Here is a 26765-nt window from a genome sequence, read left to right on the forward strand (position 1 = left end):
GCGGAGCAGACACCGTAGCCCCGTGGCACGACCGCCGGCCGACGCGCGAACCGAGCACACCGACCTGTGAGGACGACCGTTCAATGGACATGCTGTGGAACGGCTGGGGCGACCCGGCCAAGGCGGCACCCCTGCCCGACTCGGTGGCCGGACTGCTGCGCGACCTGCTCGGCGTCAAGCCCCGCAGCACCCCCGCGCTGTCCCTGGAGGACGTCGACCTGCCCGCCGCCACGGCCGCCCCGGCCACGCTCGAGGCGCTCGCCGAGGCCGTCGGCGGCGCGGAGCACGTCCGCACCGACGGCGAGAGCCGCATCCGCCACACCCGCGGCAAGTCCACCCCCGACCTGCTGCGCATCCGCGCCGGGGACTTCTCGGACGTCCCGCAGGCCGTGGTGCTGCCCGCCTCCCACGACGAGGTCCTCGCCGTCCTGCGCACCTGTGCCGAGCACAGTCTTGCCGTGGTGCCCTTCGGCGGCGGCACCTCGGTCGTCGGCGGACTCGCCCCCGAGCGCACCTCGTTCATCACCCTGGACCTGCGCCGCATGAACGACCTGCTCGACCTGGACCCCGTCTCCCGCACCGCCGTACTCCAGCCCGGCCTCCGCGCCCCCGAGGCCGAGGCCCTGCTCGCCGGACACGGCTTCACCCTCGGGCACTTCCCGCAGTCCTTCGAGTGGGCCACCATCGGCGGCTTCGCCGCCGCCCGCTCCAGCGGCCAGGCCTCCGCCGGGTACGGCCGCTTCGACGAGATGGTCCTCGGCCTGACCCTCGCCACCCCCGAGGGCACCCTCGAGACCGGCCGCGCCCCGCGCTCCGCCGCCGGCCCCGACCTGCGCCAGCTGATCCTCGGCTCCGAGGGCGCGTTCGGCGTCATCACCTCCGTGACCGTCCGGATCCGCCCACTGCCGCAGGTGCGGATCTACGAGGGCTGGCGCTTCGCCTCCTTCGAGGAGGGCGCCGCCGCGCTGCGCCGGCTCGCCCAGGACGGGCCCCGGCCGACCGTACTGCGGCTCTCCGACGAGACCGAGACCCTCATCGGGCTGGCCCAACCCGACGCCATCGGCGGCGACCTGGCCCAGAGCGCCGCCGGCTGCCTGGCCATCGCCGGCTACGAGGGCACGGCCGAGGACACCGCACAGCGCCGGGAACAGGCGGCGGCCGTCCTCACCGCCTGCGGCGGCACCCTCGTCGGCGCCGAACCGGGCGAACGCTGGGCCCACGGCCGCTTCTCCGCGCCCTACCTCCGCGACGCCCTGCTCGACGTCGGTGCCTTCGCCGAAACCCTGGAGACCGCGGCCTTCTGGTCCCGCATCCCCGGCCTCTACACGGCCGTCCGCACCGCCCTCACCGACACCCTCACCGAGGCCGGCACCCCGCCCCTGGTGATGTGCCACATCTCCCACGTGTACGAGAACGGTGCCTCCCTGTACTTCACGGTCGTCAGCGCTCAGGGCGAGGACCCGGTGGCCCACTGGACGCCCGCCAAGCACGCCGCCAACGAGGCCGTGCTGGCGGCCGGCGGCACCATCTCCCACCACCACGGGGTCGGCACCGACCACCGAGACTGGTACGTCCGCGAGGCCGGACCGCTCGGCATCTCGGCCCTGCGGGCGGTGAAGCGCCGACTGGACCCCGAGGGCCTGCTCAATCCCGGCGTCCTGCTCCCCACCGACTGACCCGCACCGACCGACCCCCACCCGATCCGCCTGCTTCGGAGGCACACCGATGCGCCAGTTCACCGCCGTCGTCAACCCCACCGCGGGCGGCTCCACCGGGGCGGCGACCGTGCTGCACCTGGCCCGGCTCCTGCGCGAGGCCGGGGCCGGGCTGGAGACGGAGTACAGCCGCAGCCTCGCCCACGCCCAGGACATCGCACGGCGCGCCGGCGAGCGCGGCCGGATCGTCCTGGCCGTCGGCGGAGACGGCATCGCCGGCGGGATCGGCGGCGCGCTCAGCGGCACGGGCACCGTCCTCGGTCTGGTGCCCGCGGGACGCGGGAACGACTTCGCCCGCGCCCTCGAGCTGCCCGCCGACCCCGCCGCACTCGCCGAGATCCTGCTGCACGCCGAGGCCAGGCCGGTCGACACCATCGAGGTCGAGTCGGCCGTCCACCCCCGCACCGTCGTCCTGGGCAGTGTCTACGCCGGCGTGGACGCGCTGGCCAACCGGCACGCCAACCACGCCCGGCTCCTGCGCGGTTCCGCCTCCTACTACGCGGGCGGCCTGCGCGCCGTCACCACCTGGCGGGCCGCCGACTACCGCGTCACCGTGGACGGCGAGGAACACACCCACCGCGGCTACACCGTCGTCGCCGCCAACTCCCCCTACTACGGCTCCGGCCGGCTCATCGCACCCGATGCGCGCGTCGACGACGGACTGCTGGACGTGGTGATGATCCGGGAGGCACCGCGCAGGCTCTTCTTCGCCCTCATGAACGAGCTGAAGACGGGCGGCCATGTGCACCGCCCGGAGGTACGCGTGCTGCGCGGCAGGGAACTGCACATCGAAGCGAACCGACCCGTCCCCTACGGCGCGGACGGCGAGGTCGACGCCACCCTCCCGGTGACGGTGCGGGTGCGCCCCGCGGATCTCCCGATGCTGTACTGACCCCCTCACTCCGCTCACCCGGCGCCGAGCGCGCGTCAGGGGCTGCCACCGACGACCGGGAATTCCCCGCCCCGGCCGAGAAGTGACACGGCGTCGGTGCACGACGGGCCGGCCATGGGTAGGGGAGGGGAACCCGGCTGAGCGCGCCGGGGGAGGGGATGGTCGGTCATGACACTGGATCCCGAGGAGGGTGTGGTGCAGGCGGTCGTCCTGTACGACGGACGGCTGCTGCTCGTCGAGGACGGCGACGGCCGGGTGCTGCCCTCGGGGACTCCCCAGCCTGCCGAGCCGGCCGAGGCCACCGCGGCGCGCGTCGTCTACGAACTCACCGGTTACTTGGTCGACGGCACCGAGCCCCTGACCCCGCGTGACGGAGAGCGGGCGGACGGGGCGCAGGCGGTGGTGTGCCAACTGCTGAGCGAGTCCCCGTCGGACGGAGCCGCCCTCACGCCGGAGCAGGTGCGCTGGGTGCCGATCCCCGAAGCCGCCGACGCCGACCTCCCGTCGGCCGTACAGGCGTATCTTCGGGGCCACACGCCCGTGTGACATACGCCGTGTCCGCCGGTCGGTGGTCCGCCGCGCGGTCCAGGGCGGAATCGCCAGGAACCGCTGCCGGTCGTCGACCCCCTGGTCGATCTCACCCGTCGCGACCAGCCGCGCCGGGCCGCCGACGGCCCGCACCGAGTGGGTGCGCCGTTCGCCGCGGTCGCGCGTCAGCACCTCGTACCGCTCCCGGGAAAGGGCGAGGAGGTATTCCGGCTGACGAACGAGCACGGCACGGGCGTTCCCGACCGCCGCGCGTGAAGACGATCCCGGACCGCCGGCCCGGCCGCGCGCCGGTCCCGGTACGAGCTGCCGAGTCGGGAGGGCGGCGCCATGCTGGAAAGACGTGGTCTCCAAGGACATCGGTCTTCGAGGACCTCATGAGGAGGCGGACTCCCGTGGTCGAACCGCAGCCCGTGATCGTCCCGCCGGCCAGGGCCGCCGTGTTCCTCGTCGTCACGGTCGCGCCGGGCGGGGAGGGCGCGGTCCGCGACGTGCTCGAGGACGTCGCGCCGCTGCGCCGCTCGGTGGCCTTCCGCGCACCCGCCGAGGAACTCAGCTGTGTCGTCGGGATCGGATCGTCCGCATGGGACCGTCTCTTCAGCGGCCCGCGCCCACGGCAACTGCATCCCTTCCCGGACCTGGCGGGCCCGCGTCATCGGGCCCCCGGCACACCCGGCGACCTCCTCTTCCATGTCCGCTCCCAGCGCATGGACCTCTGCTTCGAACTGGCCCGGCTGCTCGGCGAACGGCTGGCGGGAGCGGCCACCGTCGTCGACGAGGTACATGGCTTCAAATTCTTCGACGAACGCGATCTGCTCGGCTTCGTGGACGGCAGTGAGAACCCCGAGGGAAAAGTCGCGGACGACGCCGTGTTCATCGGCGACGAGGACGCCGCATTCGCCGGAGGCAGCTATGTGACCGTGCAGAAGTACCTGCACGACATGACAGCCTGGAACACCCTGTCGGTCCAGGAGCAGAACCTGGTCATCGGGCGCACGAAACTGGAGAACGTCGAGCTCCCCGACGACGTGAAGCCCGGAGATTCCCACGTGGCGCTCAACACCATCACCGACGAGAACGGCAACGAACGCAAGATCGTACGGGAGAACATGCCCTTCGGGAACATCAGCAAAGGCGAATTCGGTACCTATTTCATCGGCTATGCCCGAACGCCCGACGTCACGGAGGAAATGCTGAGGAACATGTTCCTCGGTCGGCACACGGGGCAGCACGACCGGATTCTCGAATTCTCCGTACCGGTCACAGGCTGCCTCTTCCACGTACCCACCGTCACCTTTCTCGAGGATCTGCCCGCCGCTCCGCGATGACTCTGTGTCATGAACGGCGGTGCGTGTGCTCCGTTTGCGGTGCCGTGCACAGCGGGGTTCAGTGATTACGGACCCCGGGACAACGCCCCCGCGGATAACCGCCCCCCGCGCCCAGGAGCTGTCATGTCGATGTCGTTCGGTGCACCGTTCGGTTCGTCGGATCCCTTCAGCGAGTTGTTCAATCGTTTCTTCGGGATGTCTCCGGCGTCATCGCCTCCGGCCGTGCAGCGGGTGCCCATCGGCCGGCTGCTGACGGAGTCCTCGCAGGAGCTGCTGAACCGGGCCGCGCAGCGGGCGCTCGAGGACGGGACGTCCGATCTGGACACGGAACATCTGCTGTGGGCGGCGACCAAGGTCGAGCCGTCTCGCAGGCTGCTGTCGCAGGTGGGCGTGGACCCCGACACGCTGGCGGCGGAGATCGCCAAGGTCCTGCCCCGGGAGTCCGGCGAGCCGTCCTCGCAACCGGGCCTGACTCCCGCGGCCAAGCGCACGCTCGGGGCGGCCTACGCGCATTCCCAGGCAGCCGGTGTGTCGTACATCGGCCCCGAGCACATCCTCGGCGCCCTGCTGGGCGACAGCGACACGGGCGCCGCCAAAATGCTGCGCGGTGAGGGCATGGACCCCGGGAAACTGGCGGATCTGACCGAACAGGCCGCCCGCGCCGACGCACTTCCCACCGAGCGGAAGAAGGAGCCGGCGACGACGCTGGACGAGTTCGGGCGGGATCTGACGGAAGAGGCGAAGGCGGGCAGGCTCGATCCGGTGGTGGGGCGTGCGGAGGAGATCGAGCAGACGGTCGAGATCCTCTCCCGGCGCTCGAAGAACAACCCGGTGCTGATCGGTGAGCCCGGTGTGGGCAAGACGGCGATCGTGGAGGGGCTGGCACAGCGGATCGTGGCGGGGGAGGTCCCCGACACCCTGAAGGACAAGCGGGTCGTGGCACTGGACCTGTCGGGGATGGTGGCGGGCGCACAGTACCGGGGGCAGTTCGAGGAGCGGCTGAAGAAGGTCATCGAGGACGTCCAGGCGGCCAAGGGCCGGATCATCCTGTTCATCGACGAGCTGCACGCCGTGGTGGGCGCGGGCGCGACCGGGGAGGGTTCGATGGACGCGGGCAACATGCTCAAGCCCGCCCTCGCGCGCGGTGAGCTTCGTGTGGTGGGGGCCACGACGATCGACGAGTACCGCAAGTACGTGGAGAAGGACGCGGCGCTGGAGCGCAGGTTCCAGCCGGTGATGGTGCCGGAGCCGACGGTGGAGGAGACGGTGCAGATCCTGGAGGGACTGCGCGACTCCTACGAGGCGCACCACCAGGTCCGGTTCGAGGACGCCGCACTGGTGGCCGCGGCGGAGTTGTCCGACCGGTACATCACGGACCGATTCCTCCCCGACAAGGCGATCGATGTGATGGACCAGGCCGGTGCACGGGTGCGGTTGCGCAGCGCGGGCCGGTCCACGGAGGTGGTCAGCCGCGAGGACAGGATCGCCCAACTCCGCCGTGAGCTCGAACAAGCCGTCTCAGGGGAGGACTTCGAGAAGGCGTCGGAACTCAAACGGCAGATAGCGGAGGTGGAGGGCGAGCTGGCCGGCATCGAGGAACGCCGCGAGGGCGTCGTGTCGGTGACGGCCGCGGACATCGCCGATGTGGTCTCCCGCCGTAGCGGTATCCCCGTCTCCCAGCTCACCGCCAGCGAGAAGGAGAAGCTGCTCAAGCTGGAGGAGGAGATGCACGCCCGGATCGTCGGACAGAACGAGGCCGTCACCGCCGTGTCCCAGGCAGTGCGCCGCAACCGCGCCGGGATGGGCGATCCCAACCGGCCGGTGGGATCCTTCCTCTTCCTCGGCCCCACCGGCGTCGGCAAGACCGAACTCGCCAAGACCCTCGCGGCGTTGCTGTTCGGCGACGAGGACCGGATGATCCGGTTCGACATGAGCGAGTTCCAGGAGAAGCACACCGTCGCCCGGCTCGTGGGCGCCCCGCCCGGATACGTGGGGTACGAGGAAGCGGGGCAGCTGACGGAGAAGGTGCGCCGCCAGCCGTACAGCGTGGTGTTGTTCGACGAGGTGGAGAAGGCGCACCCGGACGTCTTCAACACCCTGTTGCAGATCCTGGACGACGGCCGGCTCACCGACGCCCAGGGCCGCACCGTCGACTTCCGGCACTGCGTGATCATCATGACGTCCAACATCGGCGCGCACCGGATCCTGGACCACAAGGGCGATGTGTCGGAGCTGAAGGACGAGCTGATGGAGGACCTGCGGACCAGGTTCCTGCCCGAGTTCCTCAACCGGATCGACGACATCATCATCTTCCACGGGCTGACCGAGGACCATCTGAGCGAGATCGTGGACCATCTGCTGGACCAGAGCAAACGCCGCGTCCACGCCCAGGGCATGACACTGGAGGTGACCGAGGCGGCGAAGAGACTGCTCATCGCCCACGGTCACCAGCCCGAGTTCGGCGCCCGGCCGCTGCGCCGCACCATCCAGGCGGAACTCGACAACCGCATCGCCACTCTCCTGCTCAGCGGCGAGGCCGAGCCGGGCGACACGATCGTCGCCGACGTACAACACGACTCCCTGCACTGCACCGTGCGCAGGAACGGCGGGTCGGGCGAGCCGGCGGAGGCGGGCGCCGCGACGACGGAGCGGTGACCGTCGCAGGGCTGAAGGACCACGGGCCGAGGCCGACCGTGGTCCTTCAGCCCTGCGGGCCCTGCTCGCCGATCGACATCACGACCACGCTGGACGGGCCGTCCGGTGTGTCGAAACGGACCGAGTCACCGGCGTGGTGCCCGAGCAGCGCGCGGCCGAGCGGGCTGTCGAAGGTGACCAGGTTCTGGTCCAGGGCCTCGGCGATCTCGCCGATCTGCAGGGTCTCCACCGAGCCGTCCGGGAAGCGGACGGTGACCGTGCTGCCCACACCGACCTCGTCCGTGGGAGCGGGGCCGGCGACGTCTGCCTGGTGGAGCCGCTCGGTGATGTCCCTGATACGACGGTCCAGGCGGTCCATCTGATCGGCGCGCTGCAACTGGTCGGCCTGGTCGGCCTGGTCGCCCACGTCCGTGGTGTCCTGCAGGGTTCCGGCGACGAGCCGGCGCTCGTCGCGCAGGTCGGCCAGCTCTTGCTCCAGCGCGCGGCGGGCCGCGGAACTGATCGGCTCCGGGTCACCGGTCATTCCGGCTCCTCTGGTCGAGGGAGATCGAGGGGATCGAGGGAGGGCAGATCGAAGGAGGGGAGAAGCAAGGGCAGAATATGAGCGATTCGGGCATTTTCCGCATCGTAGCAACCGGAGTCCTAGGTCGTGCTGTCCCGCGCGGGCGGTGGGGCGGGGGGCGGCAGTGGCTGCGCGCGGCGGGTGGTGCGGTGGAGGCCCACTGAGTACGGATATACCCTGTTTATGCCCTTTTCTGTATTGTTCCCCCTCTCCGACCGGGAGGTCTCCGTGTCCTCGAAACGACGCCGGAAGAAGAAGTCCCGCCGCAGCCACGCCGCCAATCACGGGAAACGACCCCAGTCCTGAAGTCCCGCCGTCAGCCCCGGAACACATCGGACCACATCGGAACACAGGGGACTGACGGCGCCGCTTCCCGCTCTCACGCACGCGGTCGCGTCGAGGTACCCGCCGTGACGGCGGCCGTACGGGTCGGCGGCGGGCTCCAACAGGCTCTCCGCCGCTGCCCTCCTCGCCAGGGCGGACTCGACGTCACGTTCCTGGAAGCGGCGGACGAGGTCGGCGCAGGCGCCCGGAGCCACGAGGCCGTCGTGCCGGGTCTCGTCCACGGCCACTGCTCGGGCATCCGTCCCATGGCCGTCGGCTCCCCGGCGCTGCGCGCGCTCGAATCGGAACGGCACGGTGTGCGCTGGCTGTTGCCCGGCATCGACCGCCTCCACCCGCTCGGCGACGGCAGCGCCGGGGTGCTGCTGCGTTCCGTGGCGGACACGGCCCGCATGCTCGGGCCGGACGGTCACCGGAATCGAGCACTCCTCGCAACCCCGGTCCGGCACTGCCCGTCACGCGGGCTCGTTCGGAGCGGCCCTTCGCGCTGGTCGGCCGGCAGCACCCGGCCGATCCCTCCCAATCGGTGGGGGACGTCCATCCCGTCTGCACCTACGCCCACGTGCCGTACGGCACGACGGGGACGCGCCCGAGGCGACACTGCGCCGGCTGGGGGCAGGGGGTGTGATCCGGGGTGGCGATCATGCGGCTCCGGCGGCCGCGGGCACCTCCGCGGAAGGGGCGGCGTGGCGACGCACCAGGCCCTTGCGGTCGTAGGCGAGGGTACCGAGGGCTCCGGCGCCGAGCCCGAGGACGAGGGCCGCCGCCGCTGCGGTCACCGCGCGGCCGAGTCCCGCGTCCCAGACGGCTCCGAAGTACAGGACCGACCGGACGCCGACGTAGATCTGGTGCAGCGGCTCGAAGGTGCCGAGGAAGCGGACGGCGGACGGAGTGGCCTCGAGCGGTGCCGCCCCGCCGGCGCTCGGGACCGACAGGACGATGAACAGGAAGAGGTTGACCACCAGGCCCAGGCTGCCCAGCAGGGCGAGGACCGCCTGGACGACCACGGCGACGGCGGTGATGGCCAGCACGCCCAGCGCCCAGAGCTGCCACGGGTGGTCCACAGGCATGCCGAGCCCGTCCGCGATGGCCAGGTAGATCGTCGAGACGACTGCCGCGACGCCCGTCATGATGCCCCACTTCAGGACGAGGGTGGCGAGGCGGCTGCGTCCCGAGTGGCGTTCCATGCGGTAGACCGGGCCCAATTCCTGCGGGGTGAAGCCGAGTCGGGAGTCGACCAGGTTGCTGACGATCAGGGAACCGGTGAACCCGGCGAGGACGAGGAGCAGGGCGTAGTAGAAGGCGGACAGGCCGTTGCCCGTGCCGTCGGGAACGCGCTCGAACGGGGTGACCCGCACGTCCATCGGCGTGGACAGGACGAGTCGCGCGGTGCCCGGTACGGCCCGTGCCTGTGCCGGGGCCGCCCCCGGCCGTGCCTGTGCAGCGGCCGTCTCGGCCCGTGCCGACGTCACCTGGGCGAGGAGCTGCTTGCCGACAGCCGCATTGGCCCGCGTGAGCGCCTTGGTCGCGAGGGTGTTGACGACGGATGCGCTGGAGGTGTTCGCGAGGGGGTTGGTGTAGACGGTGATCTGCGGCCGCTGAACGGTCGCACCGGTGACGGCACCCGAGGCAAGGGACGTCAGCTTCCTGCTGAGGTCCGGGGGCAGCACGATCGCGCCGTAGAGCTCCGCCCGGCCCAGCTCGTGCTTCGCCTCGGCGAGGCTGAGCGAGCGCAGGTCGAACTTGTCGTGGTCGACACCCTCGCGCAGGCTGCCGGCGATCTGCTCGCCTATGTCGACCCGCTGTCCGTGGGCGGTGGTGACCCCGGTGTCGGCGTCGACGATCGCGACCGGGAAGCCGGAGAGGTGGTCGGCGGGGTTCACCGTGCCGCCCAGGTACAGGGCCGCCAGCACCGCCATGACGACGGAGACGATGACGGCCGGAGCCGGCCACAGCCGCGGCGTCGCCTTCCTGCCCGCGAGACCCGTGCTGTTCGTCATCATGCCGTATCCCTTCGAGGTGACCATTTTGGTTACTCGGTGACCAGGATGGTAACCTGAGGTCGTGAAGTCAACCGTGAAGCTCACGAGCGAGGAGATCGACCGCGCGCTGCTCGACGTGGCCGCCTTCGTGTTCGCCCGGCACGGGTTCGCCCAGGGGCCCGTGCAGGCCATCGCCGACGCCGCCGGCTACTCGAAAGCCGCGGTGCTGAAGCGCTTCGGGTCCAAGGAGCGGATCCAGTCCGCAGTCGTCGCCCGCACCGAGGAACACGTCACACGCGTGGCCGCCGCGGCCGACGGGCTCCCGGTCGGACCACGACGCGACGCGGCCCTGCTCGAGGCGCTCGTCGAACTGATCCAGGAGTGGCCGGGGACGGGCGCGCTCATCGTGGGTGCCTTCTGGCTCACCCGCGACCCCGAGGTTCTGGAACGTCTCTCCCGGGCCCAGCGCACGCTCCTCGAGGCGTTCGACCCGCGGATGTGGAGCGACGAGGAGCGGCATGTGCGGGTGGTGTCCGCGATCGGTGCGGTCACCTCCACGATGATGGCCAACCGCGACACGCGATGGACCGACCTGACGGACGTCGTCGTGGCCGCGGGGCTGGGCGCGCTCGGCCACACCACGCCCGTCTGAGAGCCGCCGCACGGCGCGTGCCGGCGTAGCCGGGACCGTTGCGGATGGCGCGGTGATCGGGTCGTCCGCTCGGCACTGGATGCCGGACTCGGCCCATGATGCCGCTCGGACCCCTTCCGGCGCGCGCCGGCAAGTGTCTTTCCGACCGCACCGGTCGGCGGATCAGAGGTCCGGGGCGTGTCGGGGTGCTCAGGGGTGGATCTTCTGCTGCGCTGCGAGCATGGCGACGAACTTCTCGATCCGCGCCGCCCGGGTCTGCGGCTTCTTGGCGTCCTGGATCCGGTAGAGGATCGCGTACCGGTTCCGGCTGTCCAGGGTGGCGAAGAACTCCCGCGCCTTCGGAAGGGCCTCGAGAGCCGCCCGGAGGTCCTCGGGGACCGTGGCCGTGCCCTGACTCGCGTACGCCGCCTCCCAGCGGCCGTCCGCCTTGGCCTTCTCCACCTCGCGCAGCCCGGCCGGTCGCATCCGGCCCTGCTCCGTGAGCTCGGTGGCCTTCTGGCGGTTCACCTTCGACCACTTGCTGCCCTGCCGGCGCGGGCTGAAGCGCTGCAGCCAGTGCTGATCGTCGAGCTTCTTCTTCTGCCCGTCGATCCAGCCGAAGCAGAGCGCCGACTCCAGCGCCTCTGCGTAGTCGACGCCGTCGATCCCGGAACCCTTCTTCGGGATCTTCAGCCAGACACCCCGCGCATCGGCGTGATGCTCCTCCAGCCACTTCTCCCACGAGCCCTGGCCGGCAAAGGCGAGGACCGGATCGGCCCCGTTCGGCTCTGCGCCGGTATGCGCACCATCGGACATGCGCCACATCAAAACCCACCCCGGTGGCACGGTCAATCAGGCGGCACGCCGACGACCGACGCACGGCCCCTGAAGTTTCCGGACGCTGTCGGAGTGCGCGAGGGGCCTGGCGCATCCGTCGGTGTCCTGGGCCCCAGCGCCCAGCTCGCCGGGGCCACGGCCGGATCCGGCGCTCACGCCGGGCTTGACGTCGCCAGGCCGGGATACCCGGAGGGGCATGGCGAAGCTGCATCCGCACATGCCCCACCACCGGCACGACGACGGCGAGACCTCACCGCCGCACGTGCCGACGCCGGAAGAGGCCGGACCGGCCCAGCACGTCGAGGAGGCCGCGCCCGACACACCGGCGCAGTTGCCGAAGCGGGCCTGGGGCGCCGTGCTCAAGGGTTCCCTGCGCGAGTTCAAGGACGACGAGCTGACCGACCGGGCCGCCGCACTGACCTACTACGGAGTCCTCGCCCTGTTCCCGGCGCTGCTGGTACTGGTGTCGCTGCTCTCCGTAGCCGGAAAGTCGGCCACGGACAAGGTGCTGGCCAACCTCAGCCACCTCGCGCCCGGATCCGCCCGGGACATCATCACCAGGGCCGTGGAGCAGTTGCAGAACAACGCCGGTATCGGCTCGGTCATGGCCGTCGTCGGCATCGTGGTGGCGCTCTGGTCGGCGTCGGGGTACGTGGCCGCCTTCATCCGCGCCGCCAACGCCGTCTACGACATGCCGGAGGGCCGTCCGGTGTGGAAGATCCTGCCGGTGCGGATCGGAGTCACGGTCGTCCTGATGGTGCTCGCCGTGGCCAGCGCGCTGATCGTGGTCTTCACCGGCGGCCTGGCCCACCGCGCCGGTCAGGCCCTGGGCGTCGGTGACACGGCACTGACGGTGTGGTCGATCGCGAAATGGCCGGTGCTGGTCCTGCTGGTCACGGTGATGATCGCGATCCTGTACTGGGCGACGCCCAACGCCAAGGTCAAGGGGTTCAGGTGGATCACTCCGGGCAGTGTGCTTGCGCTGGCCATCTGGATGATCGCCTCCGCCGGATTCGCCTTCTACGTCGCGAACTTCGCCTCCTACAACAAGACCTACGGCACCATGGCCGGAGTCATCGTCTTCCTGGTCTGGCTGTGGATCAGCAACCTGGCGATCCTGCTGGGCCTGGAGTTCGACGCGGAGACCGTGCGGCAGCGGGCCATCGCCGGCGGACTCCCGCCCCGGGCCGAGCCCTACACCCAGCCACGCGACACCACGACGTGGGACGAGGACGAGGTACGCCGGCTGAACGAGAAATGAACCGGGCCGGGTCGGCGGGGCGCAGCCGGGCCGACGGCACGGCGCGCCCCCCGCGTCATGCGGCGTACCCGCCGTCGACCGAGAGTTCCGCGCCCGTCACGTACGCCGCCGCCGGACGTGCCAGGTAGGCCACCACGGACGCCACCTCCTCGGCCGTACCGAAGCGGCCGAGAGCGGTCATCGCCGCCTGCGCGTCCGCGAACGGGCCGTCCGCGGGGTTCATGTCGGTGTCGGTCGGGCCCGGATGCACGACGTTCGCCGTGATCCCGCGCCCGCCCAGCTCGCGTGCCAGCGCCTTCGTCAGCCCGACGACGGCCGACTTGCTCATCGCGTACAGGGTGGCGCCGGGCCCGGGTGTGTGATGGGTGATGCAGCTGGCGATGGTGATGATCCGCCCACCGGGCGCCATCACAGCGGCGGCGGCCTGCGCTGCCAGGAACGTCCCGCGGACGTTCACGGCGATCAGGTGGTCCACGTCGGCGAGCGACAGGCTCTCCAGCGGCTGCATCAGTCCGACCCCCGCATTGTTCACCAGGACGTGCAGGCCGCCGAGCGCCTCGGCCGCACGGCCCACCGCGTTCGCCGCCTCCTGTGCGTTCGCGGCGTCGGCGCGCAGAGCCACCGACCGCCGCCCCAAGGCTTGAACAGCCCGCACCACGTCCTCCGCCGCCTCCTTGTGCTGCACATAGGTCACGGCCACATCCGCGCCCTCCTGCGCCAGTCGCACAGCCGTCGCCGCACCGATGCCCCGGCTGCCGCCGGTGACCAGGGCCTTCTTGCCGTCAAGGGTTGCCTGTGAAGTCATGTGTCCATCTCACCGGCGGCCCATGAGGAACGCTGGCGGCGAACGGACCTCGAGGTGCCGGCGGACGACGCTCGGCCAGGAGACCAACAGGCCTGCGTGTGGTGGTCCGTGGAGGCCGGCCACCAGGGAGCCATGTACGGTGTGCCGACGTATGATCGTCGGTCCCATGATCACTGACCGTTTCAGGGGGATCCCATGCAACAACTTCGACCGCGCAACCGCCGTAGAGCGATAGCCAGAACGATCGGTGCGGCGGGCGCGCTGGCCATCGTGCTGGGCGCAGGGGCGGCGCCCGCAACGGCCGCCGGCAAGCCGAAGTCTTCCGCCGCCTCCACCACCAGTCCCGACGGGTACGCGCCCTGGGCGCCCCAGAACGACGACGTACGCGTCCAGCGCAAGGTCGCCCGTCACACGGTCCCCCGCCTCCGCGCGGGTGCCTCGCCCCTCCAGCTCACTCTTCCCGCACCGAGCGGGCACTCCTCGGTGGGCATGGTCGGCCTGCACCTCATCGACAAGTCCCGTACGGATCCGTACGTCCCGGGCAATCGCGCACGCGAGCTGATGGTGTCGTTGTGGTACCCGACCTCCTCCCCGTCCGGGCACTATGAGGCGCCGTGGATGTCGTCGGTGGCCGGTGCCCACTTCCTCAGCACCTCGCTGGGCCTGACGCCGCAGCAGGTGACCCTGCCGCGAACCGCCGGCCACGTCCTCGCCCCGGTCGACACCAAGCACGGCAAGCTGCCCGTTCTGCTGTACTCGACCGGCCTGCACTCGGACCGTGCGATGGGCACCGCACTCGCCCAGGACCTGGCCAGCCGCGGTTACCTCGTCGTCACCGTCGATCACACGCATGACGCCAATGAGGTGCAGTTCCCGGGCAACCGGCTGGAGGTCAACACCATGCCGGCGGGCGCGCACTCCTCCGACACGCTCAAGGTGCGCGCCGCCGACATCCGCTTCGTCATCAACCAGCTCGGAACCATCGCCAACGGCGGCGACCCGGACGCCGGCCACGCCAAGCTCCCCACCGGGCTGTCCAAGGCCGTGGACACCTCCCGCATCGGGATGTTCGGCTTCTCGCTGGGCGGCGGCGCGGTCGACACCGCCATGCAGCTCGACCACCGGATCGACGCCGGCGCGGACCTGGACGGCCAGTTCTTCGGAACGGCGCCGAGCAAGGATCTCGACCGGCCCTTCATGCTCTTCAGCTCCGGCACCCACAACCGCAACAATGACGGATCGTGGCGCACGTTGTGGTCGCACCTGAAGGGATACCGGGTCGACATCCAGCTCCACGGTGCCACCCATCTGACCTTCTACGACAACGCGGTGCTGGGCCCGCAGTACGCACCCCTGGTCGGCTGGTCCCCGGCCACGCTCCAGCAGTTGTTCGGCACGATCGACCCCAACCGTGCCATCAAGATCCAGCGCGACTACCTCGCCGCCTTCTTCGACCAGACACTGCTGCATCAGCATCGCTCTGTGCTGGACGGGCCCAGCAACGCCTACCCCGAGATCTCCTTCGTCCGCTGACCCGCGGGCCGGGGAGAACGCGTGCGGCCGAGGCGGCACTCACCGCCTCGGCCCCTGCAGGCGGCCCCGCTCCGGCCGGCGGCGTGCAAGAAGACCGGCTCAGCACCTGATTCTCTCGTCGCCGATCCATGAGCGGGTCCGACTCCCCGTCAGGCCGCATCCGATGGGGCACGTGGGGGTCAGGCTGCTCCGGGGCGCCCGGCGGCGACCCATGCGGCGTACTCCTGGCGAACGTAAAGACGGCGGTCGCGGGGAAGGGCGACGGTGTCGGGGCGATGGGGGCCGGCGGCCAGGTGGTGGTGTCGGCGATCGTGCAGCACCAGCTGTCCGGCGGTTTGTGCGGCGGCCTCGGCCGGGCCGGGGTCCGGATCTTTGAGGGCCATCCGGTCCATGAGGGCGGCTCGACGCAGGAGCCAGGCACGTTCCGCGGTGGCCGAAGGCGTCGCCGAACGCGTGGCCGAATCGGTGGCCGCATCGATGGACGGTGCGCCGGCGGTCCTGGGCCGACGGCCGTCGCGTTCCGCTCCGAGGGCGAGCACCTGGTGTATCTCGTGGCGCAGAGCGGGGGCGTCGGCGTATGCCTCGTGCGGGGAGGAGACGTCGATGTCCTCGCCGCGGTCACCGGGGAGGTCCACGCTCGCATCCGTCTCGATGGGCAGCGGAAGGGCACCGCAGCGCCGGCAGCGAATCGTCTCGTGTGCGCAGTGGGGGCGAACGGGATTCGCTGGTTCGGCCGCCGCTGGTGTGTTCGCGCTGCCGGGGCCGGAACAACCGTCGACGGGGCATGGTTTGTGGGTGGAGAACGCGCAAGTGGCGGGAGAGCCGGGCGGCTTGGGGGAGCGGTCGCTCCCGCCGGACTGCGGCTGCGCCGCAGCGTGTGCCGTGGCCGGGGGCGGCAAGGTGCGCCGGGGATTCGTGCCGGTCATGCCGAGCACCTGAGGCAGGCGCGGACCTCGCGGCCACTGCGCGTCTGGTGGACCTCGGTCTGTTGCGCGAGATGCCGGACGATGCCGGTGCCGCGGCCGTGTTCGTCCGGGGCGATGGCAGGGCGAGGGCGCTGGACGGCCATGCCGGACTCACTGACCACGATGTGCAGAGTCCCGTGGTCGAGGACGAGCAGCAGGGTCATGCACTCGTGCCCGTATTGAGCGGCGTTGGCGGTGAGTTCATCGACGATGAGAACCGCGGCGTCCCGCTGCCCCGCGGGGACACTCCAGGTTTCCAGCAGATCGGCCGCGAGGTGACGGGCGGCCGAGACGTGTGCCTCCTGGGCGGGCAGGGTGAGCAGCGCCTGGCGGCGGCCGGGCTGCCGGAGCAGTGGAGCGGGACTCGGACAATCGATTACAGACATGGCGCTTCTGCATTTCTGTGAGTGTGCTGGACTCGGAGCGCGGAAGATCGCCGACGACTGTGGATGGTGGCGCTCAGTGGGCCGATCCTGCGTGGGCGCGCTCATTCAGTTCCACGTGCGACACGCCCATCCGGTTCGACACGTTCGACCTTTTTGCGGGTTTTCTTTCCTGGACGTGACCCGCGCAATGGCGGGAGCGAGCCGCCTACCACGCATGCCTTTGTCCTCGCCGAGCCGCGCACCGGCAGTCGTATCTCACGCCTGAGCCCTGGAGATGGCCGACGCAGGGCCGCCCGACGCCGGTTCGGGCGGGACTCTCTCCTCAGGCCTGCATCGTGAGCAGCTTCTGGCCGTTGCCTGTGATGATCTCGAAGTGCTGGATGGAATCCGGGGACATGGCGACCGCCCCGGGAATGGTGGTGCCGGGAGGATATTGACCCGCCCGCCACGTGGCGCCGTCCGTCCTGACCCCGCCGGGACCGACCGCCTGCAGACGGCAGGTGATTCCGGCCGGCGCCCCTTTGGCGGAGACCTGCACGACGCTGCCCCAGGCTGAGGGCGAAACCTTCACCGAGCCGGTGACGCCGGTGGTCGGATCACTTCCTGAGAAGGTGCGCGAGACAGCCGGCGCGCTCGGCCCCGGCGGTGTCGCCTCGGTACCCACGGACCCGACGGTCGCCAGCCACGTCCCGCCTGCCGCTGCCGCGATGAACACCAGTGACGCGGCTGCCCCGGCCAGTTGCAGACGCCAGGTCCTGCGGCGCCGGGCCGCGGCCTGCTGAAGAAGCCTTTCCACTACGCCCGCCGCCGGCGCCTGCGCGTCTGTGGGCGTGGGGGGTCGTTCGGGCGATGAGTCCCGCGTGCTTTCGGCCGCCCGTGCCACCAGCCGATCCGCCCGGCTCCCGTCGGCCGTCGGTACCGTCCGGCCCGCGGCCTCGGCCTCGGCCTCGGTCACCGTCGCCAGCAGCGCGGGCAGGCCTGACAGCCGTGCGTATTCGGCCCGGCACTGTTCGCATTCCGCGAGATGACTCCGGACTCGGTCCATCTCCGCCGGGGGCAGGGCGCCCAGGACGTAGCCGCCCAACGCAAGGCGGAGGTCGTCGTGCTCAGCACTCATCGTCGTCACCTCCTGCTCGCTGCGCGCTCATGGCTCGATCCCGCGTTCCTGCAGCGCCAGCCGCAGGGCCTGCAGTGCGTAGTACGTCCGCGACTTCACGGTCCCCAGCGGAATGCCCAGCACGCGTGCGGCCTCCACCATCGTGCGACCCCGGTAGTACGTCTCCAGCAGTACGGCGCGGTGGTCCGGGGACAGCGACCGGACGGCGTCGGCGACCGCCCAGCTCTGCAGGGCCCGCTCGATGTCGTCCTCGCCGGGCTTCTGCTCGACGGCCTGCTCCAGCGCCGCGCCGCCGGCCTCGTTCGGCCTCGCCTGCCGGGCCCGGCGGTCGTCGATGACCAGGTGCCGGGCGACCGTGCACAGCCATGCCCGGGCGGGGCCGCGCGCCGGGTCGAAGGCGGCCGGATGCTGCCATGCGCGCAGCAGCGTTTCCTGCACCACGTCTTCCGCCCATTGCCAGTCTCCCGAGGTCAGCCTCAGTACGTAATGGAAGAGAGGCGCTGCGTGCTCCGCGTACAGGCCACGCAGCAACTCCTCGTCCGCGGCCGGAAGGGCCCCTGCACCCATGGCACGGTCCGCGGAGCGTTTCGGATCGATCCGCGGATCACGTTTTCGGGAACTCCAGGGCATGAACTGATCATCGCGTATCTGTGGGGTTTTGTCCCCTAACACCCCCCTTACTGAGGGTGACGACGCGTACATCATTGCCGAACTTTCATAAAAACCGCATTTCCTTCGAACCGAGCGCCCCTCGGCGCCCGTGAATCCGGACAAGAGCCGGCTGAGGCACAGGTTCCACTTCTCTTCCCGCGCGTCGTGAAGGACGGATCGGAGGTGAGTCGAGACACCCCGGGCTAGGTGGCGTGCCTCCGGTGGCACCACAGCCGGCATGCCGCCCGCTCGGCCCCGGCCGGCGCCTCACACGCACCTCGAGGCGACCGCTCCGCGAAGTGCTCTGCGCGAACGGCGATCACGTGCTCCCAGGGCCGACTGCCGTACGTCACCGGCGACTTCGCGGCGCACGACGGGTCACGCCCAGCGCACACCCGCCTCATGCGAACGGCCCGCACGACCCCGCGTCGGCGCCCGTGCGCCGGGCCCGCCGTGGGCACGCGGCTGTGCCGGCCGACACCGGGGCCGCCCGCGCACCGCGGTCGCGCGCGCAGCGCGATCGCCCGAGCAGAGCCGAAACCGTCCGTTTTCCGTGCGACCGATTTCCGACCAGTCAAGGAACGCAAGCCATGCATCCTCGCTCTCGTACCCGACGCTCACGCGCCGTCGGCGGACTGACCGCCGCCCTCGCCACCGCAGGCTCGCTGGCACTCCTCAGCGCCTGCGGCTCGCCGCCCTCCCCGTCCGCCGGGGCCGGAGCCCTCACCCCAGGTGCGGGACAGCATCAGACGGCGGGGATGCCCGGTGCCGGCGGACCGCACGACGCGGTGGGCTCGGCTTCCCCGGCCTCGTCGATGCCCAGCATGACCATGACCGAGAGTCCCCACAGTGCGCAGGCGTCGACCGCGCCGGTGACCGGCAACGCCGTGGCGATGAAGAACTTCGCGTTCGCGCCCGCCACCCTCAAGGTCAAGGTGGGAACCAAGGTGACCTGGACCAACGAGGACACCGACGCGCACACCGTCACCAGCTCCGGATCAGGCGGCCCCCTGCATTCGACCGCCTTGGACACCCACGCCTCCTACAGCTACACGTTCACCAAGCCCGGCACGTACGCCTACCTCTGCACCATCCATCCGTTCATGATCGCCACAGTGGAGGTGACCTCATGACCGGTCACCACGACGGACAGAACTGGCCCGGCCACTACGACGAGGCACTGGCCCCTGCCGCCCATCAGCCCGAGTCCGAACACGGCATGACGCGACGTCAGCTCATGCGACACGCGGGGTGGTTCGGCGGCGCGGTGGTGCTGACGGCGGCCGGCGGAGAGGTGATCAGCCACATCGCCGGCTCCCGCGACAGCAGCACCGAGGGCGTCGCCCGGGTGGCCGTCGCACGAGAGGGGGCGCTGCGGTTCGTCCAGGTGTCGGACAGTCACATCGGGTTCCAGGGCCCGGCGAACATGGATGTGGCCGGCTCGTTCACCCATGCCATCGACCAGGTCAACTCACTCGGTTTCAGGCCTGACTTCGTCATGCACAGCGGCGATCTCACCCACCTCTCCACGGCCGGACAGTTCGACCAGGTCAAGCAGATGATGTCCGGCATGAGGACCGACCGCGTCTTCACCGTGCCGGGCGAACACGACTCCATCGGTGACGCGGGCCGCGCCTACCGGCGGACCTTCGGCAAGGGCACGCTCGGCGACGGCTGGTACAGCTTCGGCACACACGGCGTGCACTTCGTCGCACTCGTCAACACCCTGAGCCTGGAGAAGCTCGGACACCTCGGCAACGAACAGATCGACTTCGTGCGCAGGGACCTCGCCGGACTGTCCTCCGACACACCCGTCGTGGTCTTCAGTCACATCCCGCTGTTCGCCATGTATCCGAAGTGGGGCTGGAGCACCGACGACGCGCTCCGGGTCATCGCCCTCCTGCGTCGCTTCTCCTCCGCCACCTGCCTCAACGGCCACGTCCACCAGTTGTTCACCAAGACTGAGGGCAACATCACGTTCCACTCCGCCACCACCACCGCCTATCCCCTGCCCAAGCCGGGCCGGGCCCCCGCGCCCACGCCGCAGGTCGTCCCCGCCCGTCAGCTCAAGGACGCACTGGGCATCCGCACCGTCGACTACCGCGAAGGGAATCGTGAACTCGCCGTCAAGGATCAGAGGCTGGCATGAACACCCGCAGACTCGTCTCCGCCGCCCTGCGGACGGCGACTGCCACCACCCTCGCGGGCAGCGCCTACATTCACGCCCAGCTCTACGTTGACGAGTACCGCTTCATCCACGTCGTCGGCGCCCTGTTCCTGCTCCAGGCCGGTGTCTCCTTCGCTCTCGCCGTCCTGCTGCTGGCCGGGGCGCCGCCCATGCCGTGGTTGAGGTCGGCGGTGGCCGGCGTGGCGCTCGGCGCCCTCGGTGGATTCACCGCTTCACGCACCGTGGGCGTGTTCGGATTCACCGAGCACGGTCTGCAGCCCGCACCACAGGCCGTCCTCAGCCTCGTCGCCGAAATCGGCACGCTGCTGTTCCTCGCGCTGTGGCAGCTGACTCTGACCGGGCGGCACGGCGCCGTCCAAACGGCCGGCAGCCGACTCGGGTTGCTGACACATCGTGCGGACGCACCCCCCCGGCGGCACTGCGCCGCGGTGCAGGGGCAGATGAGTCGCGACCCGACCTCGACGGCCCCCTTCGCGTGGACGCTCCGCCCGCATCCCCTGGTGGAGCGTCCCGTTGGCTCACAGTCCCTTCCTGACCGTGGACCGGCTGGTGGTCAACGCCGGCCCGGCCGGTCCGCGCACGCGGTGAGCGGGGTGGTCGGCGACCCGGAGAACAGCAGCGAGCGCATCCCCGAGGAGACCATCGCGCCGCTGCTGAAGGCTGCGGACGTACGCCTTCGCCCAGTTGCGTGCGGCCGGCCGCCGCGTTCCCGCTGTGCCCGCGCGCCAGGCATGCCCGGAAGGCCGGCACCGCGGACGGGCCCACCCCGGCGTCGCCGATCACGGTGACAGTTTTACCCCGCCGTACCAGCCGCCGTGCGGGCAGGCAGCGTGGTGGCTGTCCCGGCAGATCGGACAGGTGTCGTCGGCGAACACGAACGGGGAGACGACGAAGTCACCGCGCAGCGGCCGCTGTCCGCTCGCGTGCACAGCGGCTCGGCGACGGCCGCGGATCAGGCGGTGCCGGAGGTTGGGCCTGCGCCTGGGGGCATGCCGGTGTCCGGGGTCGTACCGCTTCCTGGGGTTGGGTCGGACTCCGTGGGCGCCTCGGGCCTCGGGGCGCGGTCGGCTTCAGGGGCCACGCCCGACCGCGCGATTCGGCCGGCCTCAGGGGCCGGGCCGGTCGCCGGGGCAGGCAGGTAGCTCGCCAGGCCGCGCAGGATGATCTCCAGGCCGATGTCGAACCTTTCGTCGGAGGAGTCCGTCACCATCAGCCCGGACAGGGCGCGCAGGTGGGGGAAGTCCTGCTCGGGCAGGGACGCGAAGTAGCTCTGCATCTCGTCGGCCATCTCGCCCCAGTCGGGGCGGGCGGGTGAGGCGGTGCCACCGCCCTGCTCAGCGGCCCGGTCCTGCCACATGCCCTCCTCCAGGACGAACCCGTCGATGTAGGTGGAGATGAGGTCACCGGCCTCCGCGGCGATACGGTCGGGCAGCCCGGCGGTGCGGAAGATGGCGAGCAACGCCTCGACGTGCGGCAGCAGTTCGGCGGTGAAGGGGACGTGCCCCATGGAGATCCTGGCCATGTCCCGGTGGGCCAGCAGCCGCTGCCGTGCGGAACGCGCGAAGTCCCGCAGCTGTTCCTGCCAGCGCTCCGGATCGGGCGCGGGCATCGTGTAGCCGTCGAAGAGCCGCGTGTACATCAGCTCCAGGAGGTCGTCCTTGGAGCTGACGTGGGCGTAGAGGGCGGAGACGGTGACCCCGAGTTCGGCCGCCACCTGACGCATCGACAGTCCGTCGAGCCCTTGGCGGTCCAGCACGGTGAAGGCGGCCTCGACGACCCGTTCACGTGAGAGCGGTACCCGTGCGGGGGCGATGCGCGAGCGGACGGAACGCTCGCGCTCCCAGGGGGACGGGGGAGGGGATGCGGGGGTGCCGGGGGCCGCGTCGGTCATGGGAACAGTCTAGGCGCCGGGGAGAACAGTGTTCTTCTGGGCGAGCGGCGTTCACGCAACACGAAACGCGATATATCTTGGCCAGGAGTCGTAGTTGCGCTATATCTTGATGAACACCGTTCTCTCGATGAGCATCGTTCTGCTATGGTGAACACTGTTCTCCCGAGGGTCCGGTCGCCCGTTTCCCCTGGATCGTCCAGTGAGCCGGACAGTCCAGTCCACCCCTCCCACCGCCGTGCCCGCGGCTCTTCGACGCGGCGCGGCCTGCAACGAGGAGTTCCGATGTCCACCACCGATGTGGCGTCCACCGAGACACCGCCCACCGACTCGCCGACGCCCTATAAGTGGCGCTGGGCTGCACTCTTCGTGATCCTCGCGGCCGAGGTGATGGACCTCCTCGATGCCGTGGTAACCAACATCGCCGGCCCCTCCATGCGGGCCGACCTCGGCGGAGGTGCCTCCACTCTCCAGTGGCTCGCCGCGGCGTACACCCTCTCGATGGCCGTAGGACTGGTCACCGGCGGCCGGCTCGGGGACATCCACGGGCGTCGCCGCATGTTCCTGGTGGGAGCCGCCGGCTTCACCCTGGGCTCGTTGCTGTGCGCGGTCTCCGTGTCGCCCGAGATGCTGATCGCCGCACGCGTCGTCCAGGGCCTGTTCGGCGCGGTGATGCTGCCGCAGGGCCTCGGCATGATCAAGGAGATGTTCCCGCCGAAGGAGTCGCAGAAGGCCTTCGGCATGTTCGGCCCGGTCATGGGGCTGTCCGCGGTGTGCGGGCCGATCCTGGCGGGCTGGCTCGTGGACGCCGACTACTTCGGCACCGGCTGGCGGATGATCTTCCTGATCAATCTGCCGCTGGGTGCTGCGGCCTTCCTGGGGGCCTTGCGCTACCTGCCCAGGGGGCGGTCGGGCGACAGGCCGCGCCTCGACATACCCGGCATGCTCATGGTCTCGCTGGCCGCGCTGCTCATCATCTTCCCGCTGGTCCAGGGCCGTGAGTACGACTGGCCCGGGTGGACGTTCGCCATGATGGCCGCGTCGGTGGCGGTGTTCGCGGCCTTCGCCGCGTACGAGTCGCGCCGCAGCAAGGCGGGCCGTGACCCGCTGGTCGTCCCGAGCCTGTTCCGCAAGCGCGGGTTCAGCGGAGGCATGACGCTGGGGCTGGTCTTCTTCTCGACCATGCAGGGCTTCATGCTGGTCTTCAACCTCTACACCCAGATCGGCCTGGGCTATTCGCCGCTGAAGGCGGGCCTGGTGATGGTGCCGTGGTCGGGTGGCATGATCGTCGGATTCGGTGTCGCCCAGGCTGTCGCCCGGTTCGGCCGGGCCGTGCTCCAGGCGGGCACGATGGTCATGGCGCTCGGTGTGTTCGGCGTCTGGCTGACCCTGAACACGGTGGGCAGCGGTGTCGGTCCCTGGCAGCTCGTGCCGGCCCTGCTCGTCACCGGCACAGGGATGGGCCTGCTCATGGCGCCCTTCTTCGACATCGTGCTCGCCAGTGTCGAGCAGCACGAGACGGGTTCGGCGTCCGGCACGATGACCGCGATGCAACAGCTCGGCGGCGCCTTCGGTGTGGCGCTCCTCGGCACCGTCTTCTTCGGCCTGCTGGGCGGCGGCATCGCCACGGCCGTCGACCACCACTCGGCCGGCCTGCGGGATCGGCTGAGCGCGGCGCACATGGCGCCGGCCGCCCAGGACCGCGTCGTGGCAGACCTGCGGCGGTGCGCTTCGGACCGCGCCGTCGCCAAGGATCCTGCCGCCACCCCCGCGTCCTGCGGTCGCCTGGAGAAGGACACCCGCTCCGCCGTGGCGTCGCCGCAGGACGGCGCCCGGATACCCGGCGCGCTGGAGACCACCGCGAAGTCGGCCTTCCGCAGCGGTTTCGGCTCCGTGATGAAGACGGTGCTGTGGATCGTGGACGGCTTGCTCGTCCTTACGTTCCTGCTCTCCTTCCTCCTGCCGCGTCACGCCCGCCCCGAGGGCTCCGTCGGTCACTGAGCCTTCGCCAACGTGAAGTCGCAAGTCAAAGGGCTGGTGGGTCAGTTCTGGCTGGTGTGTGTCAGTTCTTCGGGGTGCTGCCGCTGATCGCAAGCGGCAGTCTGCGAAGGAGGCCGTCCGTCAGCCCGATTTCGATCCCGACGCGGTGAGAAGGCACCCCGCCCGGTGCCTCAGTCGGCCTGAGGGTTCCGGCGGTGGGGCAGTGCCCGCCAGAGACGGCCGCAGACGACGGCGCCGGCGAGCAGCGGCACGTGGGCGAGCGGCGTCCACGCGCCACCGGTGCGGCTGGCATGGTTCTAGTGGAAGACGAAGGTGACGGAGCTCTGCAGCCAGACGATGCCACTCCAGGTGAAGGTGCCCTCGGTGTGCGTGCCCGTGGCCGCGATCGCTTGCTGGTAGGCGTTCTCCGCCTCGCCCAGGAAGAAGTTGAGCACCAGCGGCATGGTGAGGAGGAAAAGGGCGGCGGCGATCCAGGAGTGCCGTGGCCCCTCGCCGAGTTCGGCGGCCAGGTACTCCTCCGCGAGTTCGCGACTGTCGCCGAGACGGCGTACCGCCTCCGCGGCGCCGGCCTCGGTGGCGGCCGCCAGCAGGTTGGCGCGGACCTCACGGTGCCGGGCGACCCGGCTCCGGGAGGGGAGGTCGTACAGGCGTGGGTCGAGCGACCAGACGAGGCGCTCGATTCGGAGCCGATCGATCCAGATGGCGGAGTGCGGCATGTCAGCAATCCTTTCGCGGGGCGGCGGGCAGGGGACGGGACAGGACGGAGTCGACGCTTTCGACATGCCGGGCCCAGGCGGCGGCACCAGCCGTCAGAGCGTCACGGCCGGCATCGGTCCGCCGGTAGTACTTGCGTGCGGGACCACTGGAAGAGGCCACGAGCCGGGTGGCCAGCCGCCAGCCCCTCTCGTTCGTGCCGGGCCAGCGCCGGATACACCGTGCCCTCGAGGACGTCGGTGAAGCCGACGGCCTGCAGGCGTTGAGCCACCTCGTATCCGTAAGACTCCCGTTAGGCCAGCAGGCGCAGCAGCGAGAGGACACCTTTGAGCAGCTGCGGGTCATGGCCAGAGGTCACAGCATCTAGACCGTTCCTAGTACTAGTTGATGTCAAGTAGCGGAGGGCGCGCGGGAGGTGGGTGGCGTTGGTGGGATCGGTGCGATGCGCGGTGAGGATGCGCCCATGCTTGAGGGGGGCGAACTCCACCCAGCGCCGCACCCTTTGGCCTGCGGCTTCAGGTTGGCGCAGGCTCCAGTGAGCTTTGGCGGGTTCGGCGGGACGACGGCCGGGAGCCACCCGCGTGGCTGTCCGGCCGGCCCGTGTCCGCCGCGTCACGAGCCAGGGGGATGGGTTGTGCTGGTGCGGGGTCGGTCGGCTGCGCACCGCCACCCTGCAGCACCCCGCGGCGGTGAGGCGAAGCGGCTGTTACGCGGCTCCGGCGGCACGCTGGTGGGCCGCTGCCGGTACTGGCAACGGCCCCTAGTACTCCAGTGCGACTTCGTGATCCGGCTAGGCGTCGAGGTAGTGGTAATCCCCACCTGGGAGGCCGATCACTAGGCCACCGTTGTGGACCCTCCACTCGCTCATGCCGTCGACGTCGTGGCTGACCAGAAACAGCCCCCGGGGCCTCTCGTCGTACTCGTCATCCTGGTAGGAGGCCGGGATCTGGGCGATCTGACGCAACCTCTCCTCGAACCAGTCGAGGGACACCGCGCGGATGTCGCCCCCGTAGAAGGCCCACCTGACGTCGTTGTACTGCCGAGCGGGGAAGGCCCAGCCCCCGCTGTAGGTGCGCTCCGGATCGTCTGCCTCCACGATCTCCTTGATCTGAGCCAGTTGTCCGTCGTCGCACACCAGCCAGCCCCTGACCGAGACCATGGTTCCCACGGCGGTTGCTCCTCATTCGCGTGGCGCGCTGCCCTGGCGCACGGTTCCTATGCGCTTGCACGCTAGGGGGGACCTGCTCGGTCGCGCAAAGGGATTGACAGGTGGATCAGCCGCCTCGGGCTAGAGCGCGCTTCCATTTCAGCGAGAAGCGGGTACACCGCATGCGTCGTCACGGCGTGGACAACGGCGAGGTGTGGCGGTTCGGGCCGCCTGGGAGTAGGTCCCCGATGCACTGTGAAGACTCTCCCTGCACGGCGAGTCGGCCCGGTCGGCCCGGTCGGCTCGTCGTACGGCGTCGGCGCCACGTCCGGCCTGCTGCCTGGCGGGATGCGCCCGCTCAGTGCCGGCCCGCCTGCGGCGGGAGGGCGGCCGCGAGTGGCAGGTGGGCCGCGACAGCGCATCACCGGGCAGTGCCCGGCCATCACGGGCGGTGACCGGGTTTCTGTACGCCTGCCGCCGTCGTGCGAGTGGCGGCCTGACGGCGCCGATCAGGTGACGCCCGTCGGCCGCACCCGGAAGGGCGCGCAATTCTACGTGCCGCATCGGGCCCGTCAAGCCCCGAATATGCGTCGCTTTTTCCGGTTCTCCGGGTGAGTCA

General features: G+C 70.5%; 25 protein-coding genes. 12 read left to right on the forward strand and 13 right to left on the reverse strand.

Features of this window, described 5'->3' with window-relative positions:
• The first annotated feature begins 83 nt into the window (after positions 1-83).
• The 5 genes from ABZ919_RS21585 to ABZ919_RS21605 all read left to right on the forward strand — a co-directional run bounded on the left by ABZ919_RS21585 (position 84) and on the right by ABZ919_RS21605 (position 7136).
• On the forward strand, positions 84-1676 hold the full coding sequence (locus ABZ919_RS21585) for an FAD-binding oxidoreductase (RefSeq protein ID WP_361250100.1): 1593 nt from the start codon (positions 84-86) through the stop codon (positions 1674-1676).
• A 49-nt stretch (positions 1677-1725) separates the two neighbouring features.
• The gene (locus tag ABZ919_RS21590; RefSeq protein WP_361250103.1) at positions 1726-2607 is read left to right on the forward strand and encodes a diacylglycerol kinase family protein; all 882 of its coding nucleotides are present in this window, start codon (positions 1726-1728) and stop codon (positions 2605-2607) included.
• Positions 2608-2775: 168 nt separating this feature from the next.
• The gene (locus ABZ919_RS21595) at positions 2776-3153 is read left to right on the forward strand and encodes an NUDIX domain-containing protein (RefSeq protein WP_361250104.1); all 378 of its coding nucleotides are present in this window, start codon (positions 2776-2778) and stop codon (positions 3151-3153) included.
• Positions 3154-3548: 395 nt separating this feature from the next.
• On the forward strand, positions 3549-4481 hold the full coding sequence (locus ABZ919_RS21600; protein WP_361250107.1) for a Dyp-type peroxidase: 933 nt from the start codon (positions 3549-3551) through the stop codon (positions 4479-4481).
• Positions 4482-4604: 123 nt separating this feature from the next.
• The gene (locus ABZ919_RS21605; RefSeq protein ID WP_361250109.1) at positions 4605-7136 is read left to right on the forward strand and encodes an ATP-dependent Clp protease ATP-binding subunit; all 2532 of its coding nucleotides are present in this window, start codon (positions 4605-4607) and stop codon (positions 7134-7136) included.
• Positions 7137-7182: 46 nt separating this feature from the next.
• Here the strand turns inward: ABZ919_RS21605 and ABZ919_RS21610 are convergent, their stop codons facing one another.
• The 3 genes from ABZ919_RS21610 to ABZ919_RS21620 all read right to left on the reverse strand — a co-directional run bounded on the left by ABZ919_RS21610 (position 7183) and on the right by ABZ919_RS21620 (position 10043).
• Positions 7183-7659, reverse strand: a complete 477-nt coding sequence (locus tag ABZ919_RS21610) for a GreA/GreB family elongation factor (RefSeq protein WP_361250112.1) — start codon at positions 7657-7659, stop codon at positions 7183-7185.
• Between the two features lie 320 nt (positions 7660-7979).
• Positions 7980-8453: a hypothetical protein gene (locus ABZ919_RS21615; RefSeq protein WP_361250114.1), complete on the reverse strand. Its 474-nt coding sequence runs from the start codon at positions 8451-8453 to the stop codon at positions 7980-7982.
• A 228-nt stretch (positions 8454-8681) separates the two neighbouring features.
• On the reverse strand, positions 8682-10043 hold the full coding sequence (locus tag ABZ919_RS21620) for a DUF3533 domain-containing protein (protein ID WP_361250116.1): 1362 nt from the start codon (positions 10041-10043) through the stop codon (positions 8682-8684).
• A 61-nt stretch (positions 10044-10104) separates the two neighbouring features.
• Between ABZ919_RS21620 and ABZ919_RS21625 the strand changes: the two genes are divergently transcribed.
• Positions 10105-10674, forward strand: coding sequence for a TetR/AcrR family transcriptional regulator (locus ABZ919_RS21625; RefSeq protein ID WP_361250119.1), 570 nt, complete (start codon positions 10105-10107; stop codon positions 10672-10674).
• Between the two features lie 189 nt (positions 10675-10863).
• Here the strand turns inward: ABZ919_RS21625 and ABZ919_RS21630 are convergent, their stop codons facing one another.
• Positions 10864-11478, reverse strand: coding sequence for a YdeI/OmpD-associated family protein (locus ABZ919_RS21630; RefSeq protein WP_361250120.1), 615 nt, complete (start codon positions 11476-11478; stop codon positions 10864-10866).
• Between the two features lie 208 nt (positions 11479-11686).
• Here ABZ919_RS21630 and ABZ919_RS21635 point away from each other — a divergent pair, with 208 nt between their 5' ends.
• The gene (locus tag ABZ919_RS21635) at positions 11687-12751 is read left to right on the forward strand and encodes a YihY/virulence factor BrkB family protein (protein WP_361250123.1); all 1065 of its coding nucleotides are present in this window, start codon (positions 11687-11689) and stop codon (positions 12749-12751) included.
• A gap of 55 nt (positions 12752-12806) precedes the next feature.
• Here the strand turns inward: ABZ919_RS21635 and ABZ919_RS21640 are convergent, their stop codons facing one another.
• Entirely contained in the window at positions 12807-13556 is a 750-nt protein-coding gene (locus ABZ919_RS21640) for an SDR family oxidoreductase (protein ID WP_361250126.1), read from the reverse strand.
• Positions 13557-13751: 195 nt separating this feature from the next.
• Here ABZ919_RS21640 and ABZ919_RS21645 point away from each other — a divergent pair, with 195 nt between their 5' ends.
• A complete protein-coding gene (locus tag ABZ919_RS21645; RefSeq protein WP_361250128.1) occupies positions 13752-15089 on the forward strand; it encodes a hydrolase in 1338 nt (445 codons plus the stop codon).
• 179 nt (positions 15090-15268) lie between these two features.
• Here the strand turns inward: ABZ919_RS21645 and ABZ919_RS21650 are convergent, their stop codons facing one another.
• The 4 genes from ABZ919_RS21650 to ABZ919_RS21665 form a co-directional block, all read right to left on the reverse strand.
• Positions 15269-15724: a hypothetical protein gene (locus ABZ919_RS21650; protein WP_361250131.1), complete on the reverse strand. Its 456-nt coding sequence runs from the start codon at positions 15722-15724 to the stop codon at positions 15269-15271.
• Between the two features lie 287 nt (positions 15725-16011).
• On the reverse strand, positions 16012-16440 hold the full coding sequence (locus ABZ919_RS21655; RefSeq protein ID WP_361250134.1) for an ATP-binding protein: 429 nt from the start codon (positions 16438-16440) through the stop codon (positions 16012-16014).
• Between the two features lie 322 nt (positions 16441-16762).
• Positions 16763-17557 (reverse strand): zf-HC2 domain-containing protein, encoded by a 795-nt coding sequence (locus ABZ919_RS21660; RefSeq protein ID WP_361250137.1) that lies wholly within the window; start codon positions 17555-17557, stop codon positions 16763-16765.
• A 27-nt stretch (positions 17558-17584) separates the two neighbouring features.
• On the reverse strand, positions 17585-18124 hold the full coding sequence (locus tag ABZ919_RS21665; RefSeq protein ID WP_361250139.1) for a sigma-70 family RNA polymerase sigma factor: 540 nt from the start codon (positions 18122-18124) through the stop codon (positions 17585-17587).
• A gap of 674 nt (positions 18125-18798) precedes the next feature.
• Between ABZ919_RS21665 and ABZ919_RS21670 the strand changes: the two genes are divergently transcribed.
• Genes ABZ919_RS21670 through ABZ919_RS21680 form a run of 3 tightly spaced genes read left to right on the forward strand, consistent with a single transcriptional unit; the run spans position 18799 to position 21184 of the window.
• Positions 18799-19341 carry a cupredoxin family copper-binding protein gene (locus tag ABZ919_RS21670; protein WP_361250141.1) on the forward strand — a complete coding sequence of 181 codons (543 nt, stop codon included), beginning with the start codon at positions 18799-18801 and terminating at the stop codon, positions 19339-19341.
• On the forward strand, positions 19338-20357 hold the full coding sequence (locus ABZ919_RS21675; RefSeq protein ID WP_361250143.1) for a metallophosphoesterase: 1020 nt from the start codon (positions 19338-19340) through the stop codon (positions 20355-20357). The genes ABZ919_RS21670 and ABZ919_RS21675 overlap by 4 nt, the downstream gene beginning before the upstream one ends.
• Entirely contained in the window at positions 20354-21184 is an 831-nt protein-coding gene (locus tag ABZ919_RS21680; protein WP_361250146.1) for a hypothetical protein, read from the forward strand. The genes ABZ919_RS21675 and ABZ919_RS21680 overlap by 4 nt, the downstream gene beginning before the upstream one ends.
• A 164-nt stretch (positions 21185-21348) precedes the next feature.
• Here ABZ919_RS21680 and ABZ919_RS21685 read toward each other — a convergent pair whose 3' ends face one another.
• The gene (locus ABZ919_RS21685; protein ID WP_361250149.1) at positions 21349-22287 is read right to left on the reverse strand and encodes a TetR/AcrR family transcriptional regulator C-terminal domain-containing protein; all 939 of its coding nucleotides are present in this window, start codon (positions 22285-22287) and stop codon (positions 21349-21351) included.
• 282 nt (positions 22288-22569) lie between these two features.
• On the opposite strand from ABZ919_RS21685, the gene ABZ919_RS21690 reads away from it, so the two are divergent.
• The gene (locus ABZ919_RS21690; protein ID WP_361250151.1) at positions 22570-24285 is read left to right on the forward strand and encodes an MFS transporter; all 1716 of its coding nucleotides are present in this window, start codon (positions 22570-22572) and stop codon (positions 24283-24285) included.
• Positions 24286-24581: 296 nt separating this feature from the next.
• Here the strand turns inward: ABZ919_RS21690 and ABZ919_RS21695 are convergent, their stop codons facing one another.
• The 3 genes from ABZ919_RS21695 to ABZ919_RS21705 all read right to left on the reverse strand — a co-directional run bounded on the left by ABZ919_RS21695 (position 24582) and on the right by ABZ919_RS21705 (position 26158).
• Positions 24582-25001, reverse strand: coding sequence for a hypothetical protein (locus tag ABZ919_RS21695; RefSeq protein ID WP_361250154.1), 420 nt, complete (start codon positions 24999-25001; stop codon positions 24582-24584).
• A gap of 101 nt (positions 25002-25102) precedes the next feature.
• The gene (locus ABZ919_RS21700; RefSeq protein ID WP_361250157.1) at positions 25103-25270 is read right to left on the reverse strand and encodes a hypothetical protein; all 168 of its coding nucleotides are present in this window, start codon (positions 25268-25270) and stop codon (positions 25103-25105) included.
• A 519-nt stretch (positions 25271-25789) separates the two neighbouring features.
• Positions 25790-26158, reverse strand: a complete 369-nt coding sequence (locus ABZ919_RS21705; protein ID WP_361250171.1) for a hypothetical protein — start codon at positions 26156-26158, stop codon at positions 25790-25792.
• Positions 26159-26765 lie beyond the last annotated feature (607 nt).

Origin of the sequence: Streptomyces sp. NPDC046759, from assembly GCF_040645475.1 — a bacterium.
Classification (GTDB): domain Bacteria; phylum Actinomycetota; class Actinomycetes; order Streptomycetales; family Streptomycetaceae; genus Streptomyces.

Coding starts and splice junctions, on each gene's coding strand:
- ABZ919_RS21675 (WP_361250143.1), top strand. CDS start 19,338: ATGACCGGTCACCACGACGGACAGAACTGGCCCGGCCACTACGACGAG.
- ABZ919_RS21595 (WP_361250104.1), top strand. CDS start 2,776: ATGACACTGGATCCCGAGGAGGGTGTGGTGCAGGCGGTCGTCCTGTAC.
- ABZ919_RS21620 (WP_361250116.1), bottom strand. CDS start 10,043: ATGATGACGAACAGCACGGGTCTCGCGGGCAGGAAGGCGACGCCGCGG.
- ABZ919_RS21605 (WP_361250109.1), top strand. CDS start 4,605: ATGTCGATGTCGTTCGGTGCACCGTTCGGTTCGTCGGATCCCTTCAGC.
- ABZ919_RS21685 (WP_361250149.1), bottom strand. CDS start 22,287: ATGACCGACGCGGCCCCCGGCACCCCCGCATCCCCTCCCCCGTCCCCC.
- ABZ919_RS21690 (WP_361250151.1), top strand. CDS start 22,570: ATGTCCACCACCGATGTGGCGTCCACCGAGACACCGCCCACCGACTCG.
- ABZ919_RS21630 (WP_361250120.1), bottom strand. CDS start 11,478: ATGTGGCGCATGTCCGATGGTGCGCATACCGGCGCAGAGCCGAACGGG.
- ABZ919_RS21590 (WP_361250103.1), top strand. CDS start 1,726: ATGCGCCAGTTCACCGCCGTCGTCAACCCCACCGCGGGCGGCTCCACC.
- ABZ919_RS21645 (WP_361250128.1), top strand. CDS start 13,752: ATGCAACAACTTCGACCGCGCAACCGCCGTAGAGCGATAGCCAGAACG.
- ABZ919_RS21660 (WP_361250137.1), bottom strand. CDS start 17,557: ATGAGTGCTGAGCACGACGACCTCCGCCTTGCGTTGGGCGGCTACGTC.
- ABZ919_RS21655 (WP_361250134.1), bottom strand. CDS start 16,440: ATGTCTGTAATCGATTGTCCGAGTCCCGCTCCACTGCTCCGGCAGCCC.
- ABZ919_RS21670 (WP_361250141.1), top strand. CDS start 18,799: ATGCATCCTCGCTCTCGTACCCGACGCTCACGCGCCGTCGGCGGACTG.
- ABZ919_RS21695 (WP_361250154.1), bottom strand. CDS start 25,001: ATGCCGCACTCCGCCATCTGGATCGATCGGCTCCGAATCGAGCGCCTC.
- ABZ919_RS21640 (WP_361250126.1), bottom strand. CDS start 13,556: ATGACTTCACAGGCAACCCTTGACGGCAAGAAGGCCCTGGTCACCGGC.
- ABZ919_RS21705 (WP_361250171.1), bottom strand. CDS start 26,158: ATGGTCTCGGTCAGGGGCTGGCTGGTGTGCGACGACGGACAACTGGCT.
- ABZ919_RS21665 (WP_361250139.1), bottom strand. CDS start 18,124: ATGGGTGCAGGGGCCCTTCCGGCCGCGGACGAGGAGTTGCTGCGTGGC.
- ABZ919_RS21610 (WP_361250112.1), bottom strand. CDS start 7,659: ATGACCGGTGACCCGGAGCCGATCAGTTCCGCGGCCCGCCGCGCGCTG.
- ABZ919_RS21680 (WP_361250146.1), top strand. CDS start 20,354: ATGAACACCCGCAGACTCGTCTCCGCCGCCCTGCGGACGGCGACTGCC.
- ABZ919_RS21585 (WP_361250100.1), top strand. CDS start 84: ATGGACATGCTGTGGAACGGCTGGGGCGACCCGGCCAAGGCGGCACCC.
- ABZ919_RS21635 (WP_361250123.1), top strand. CDS start 11,687: ATGGCGAAGCTGCATCCGCACATGCCCCACCACCGGCACGACGACGGC.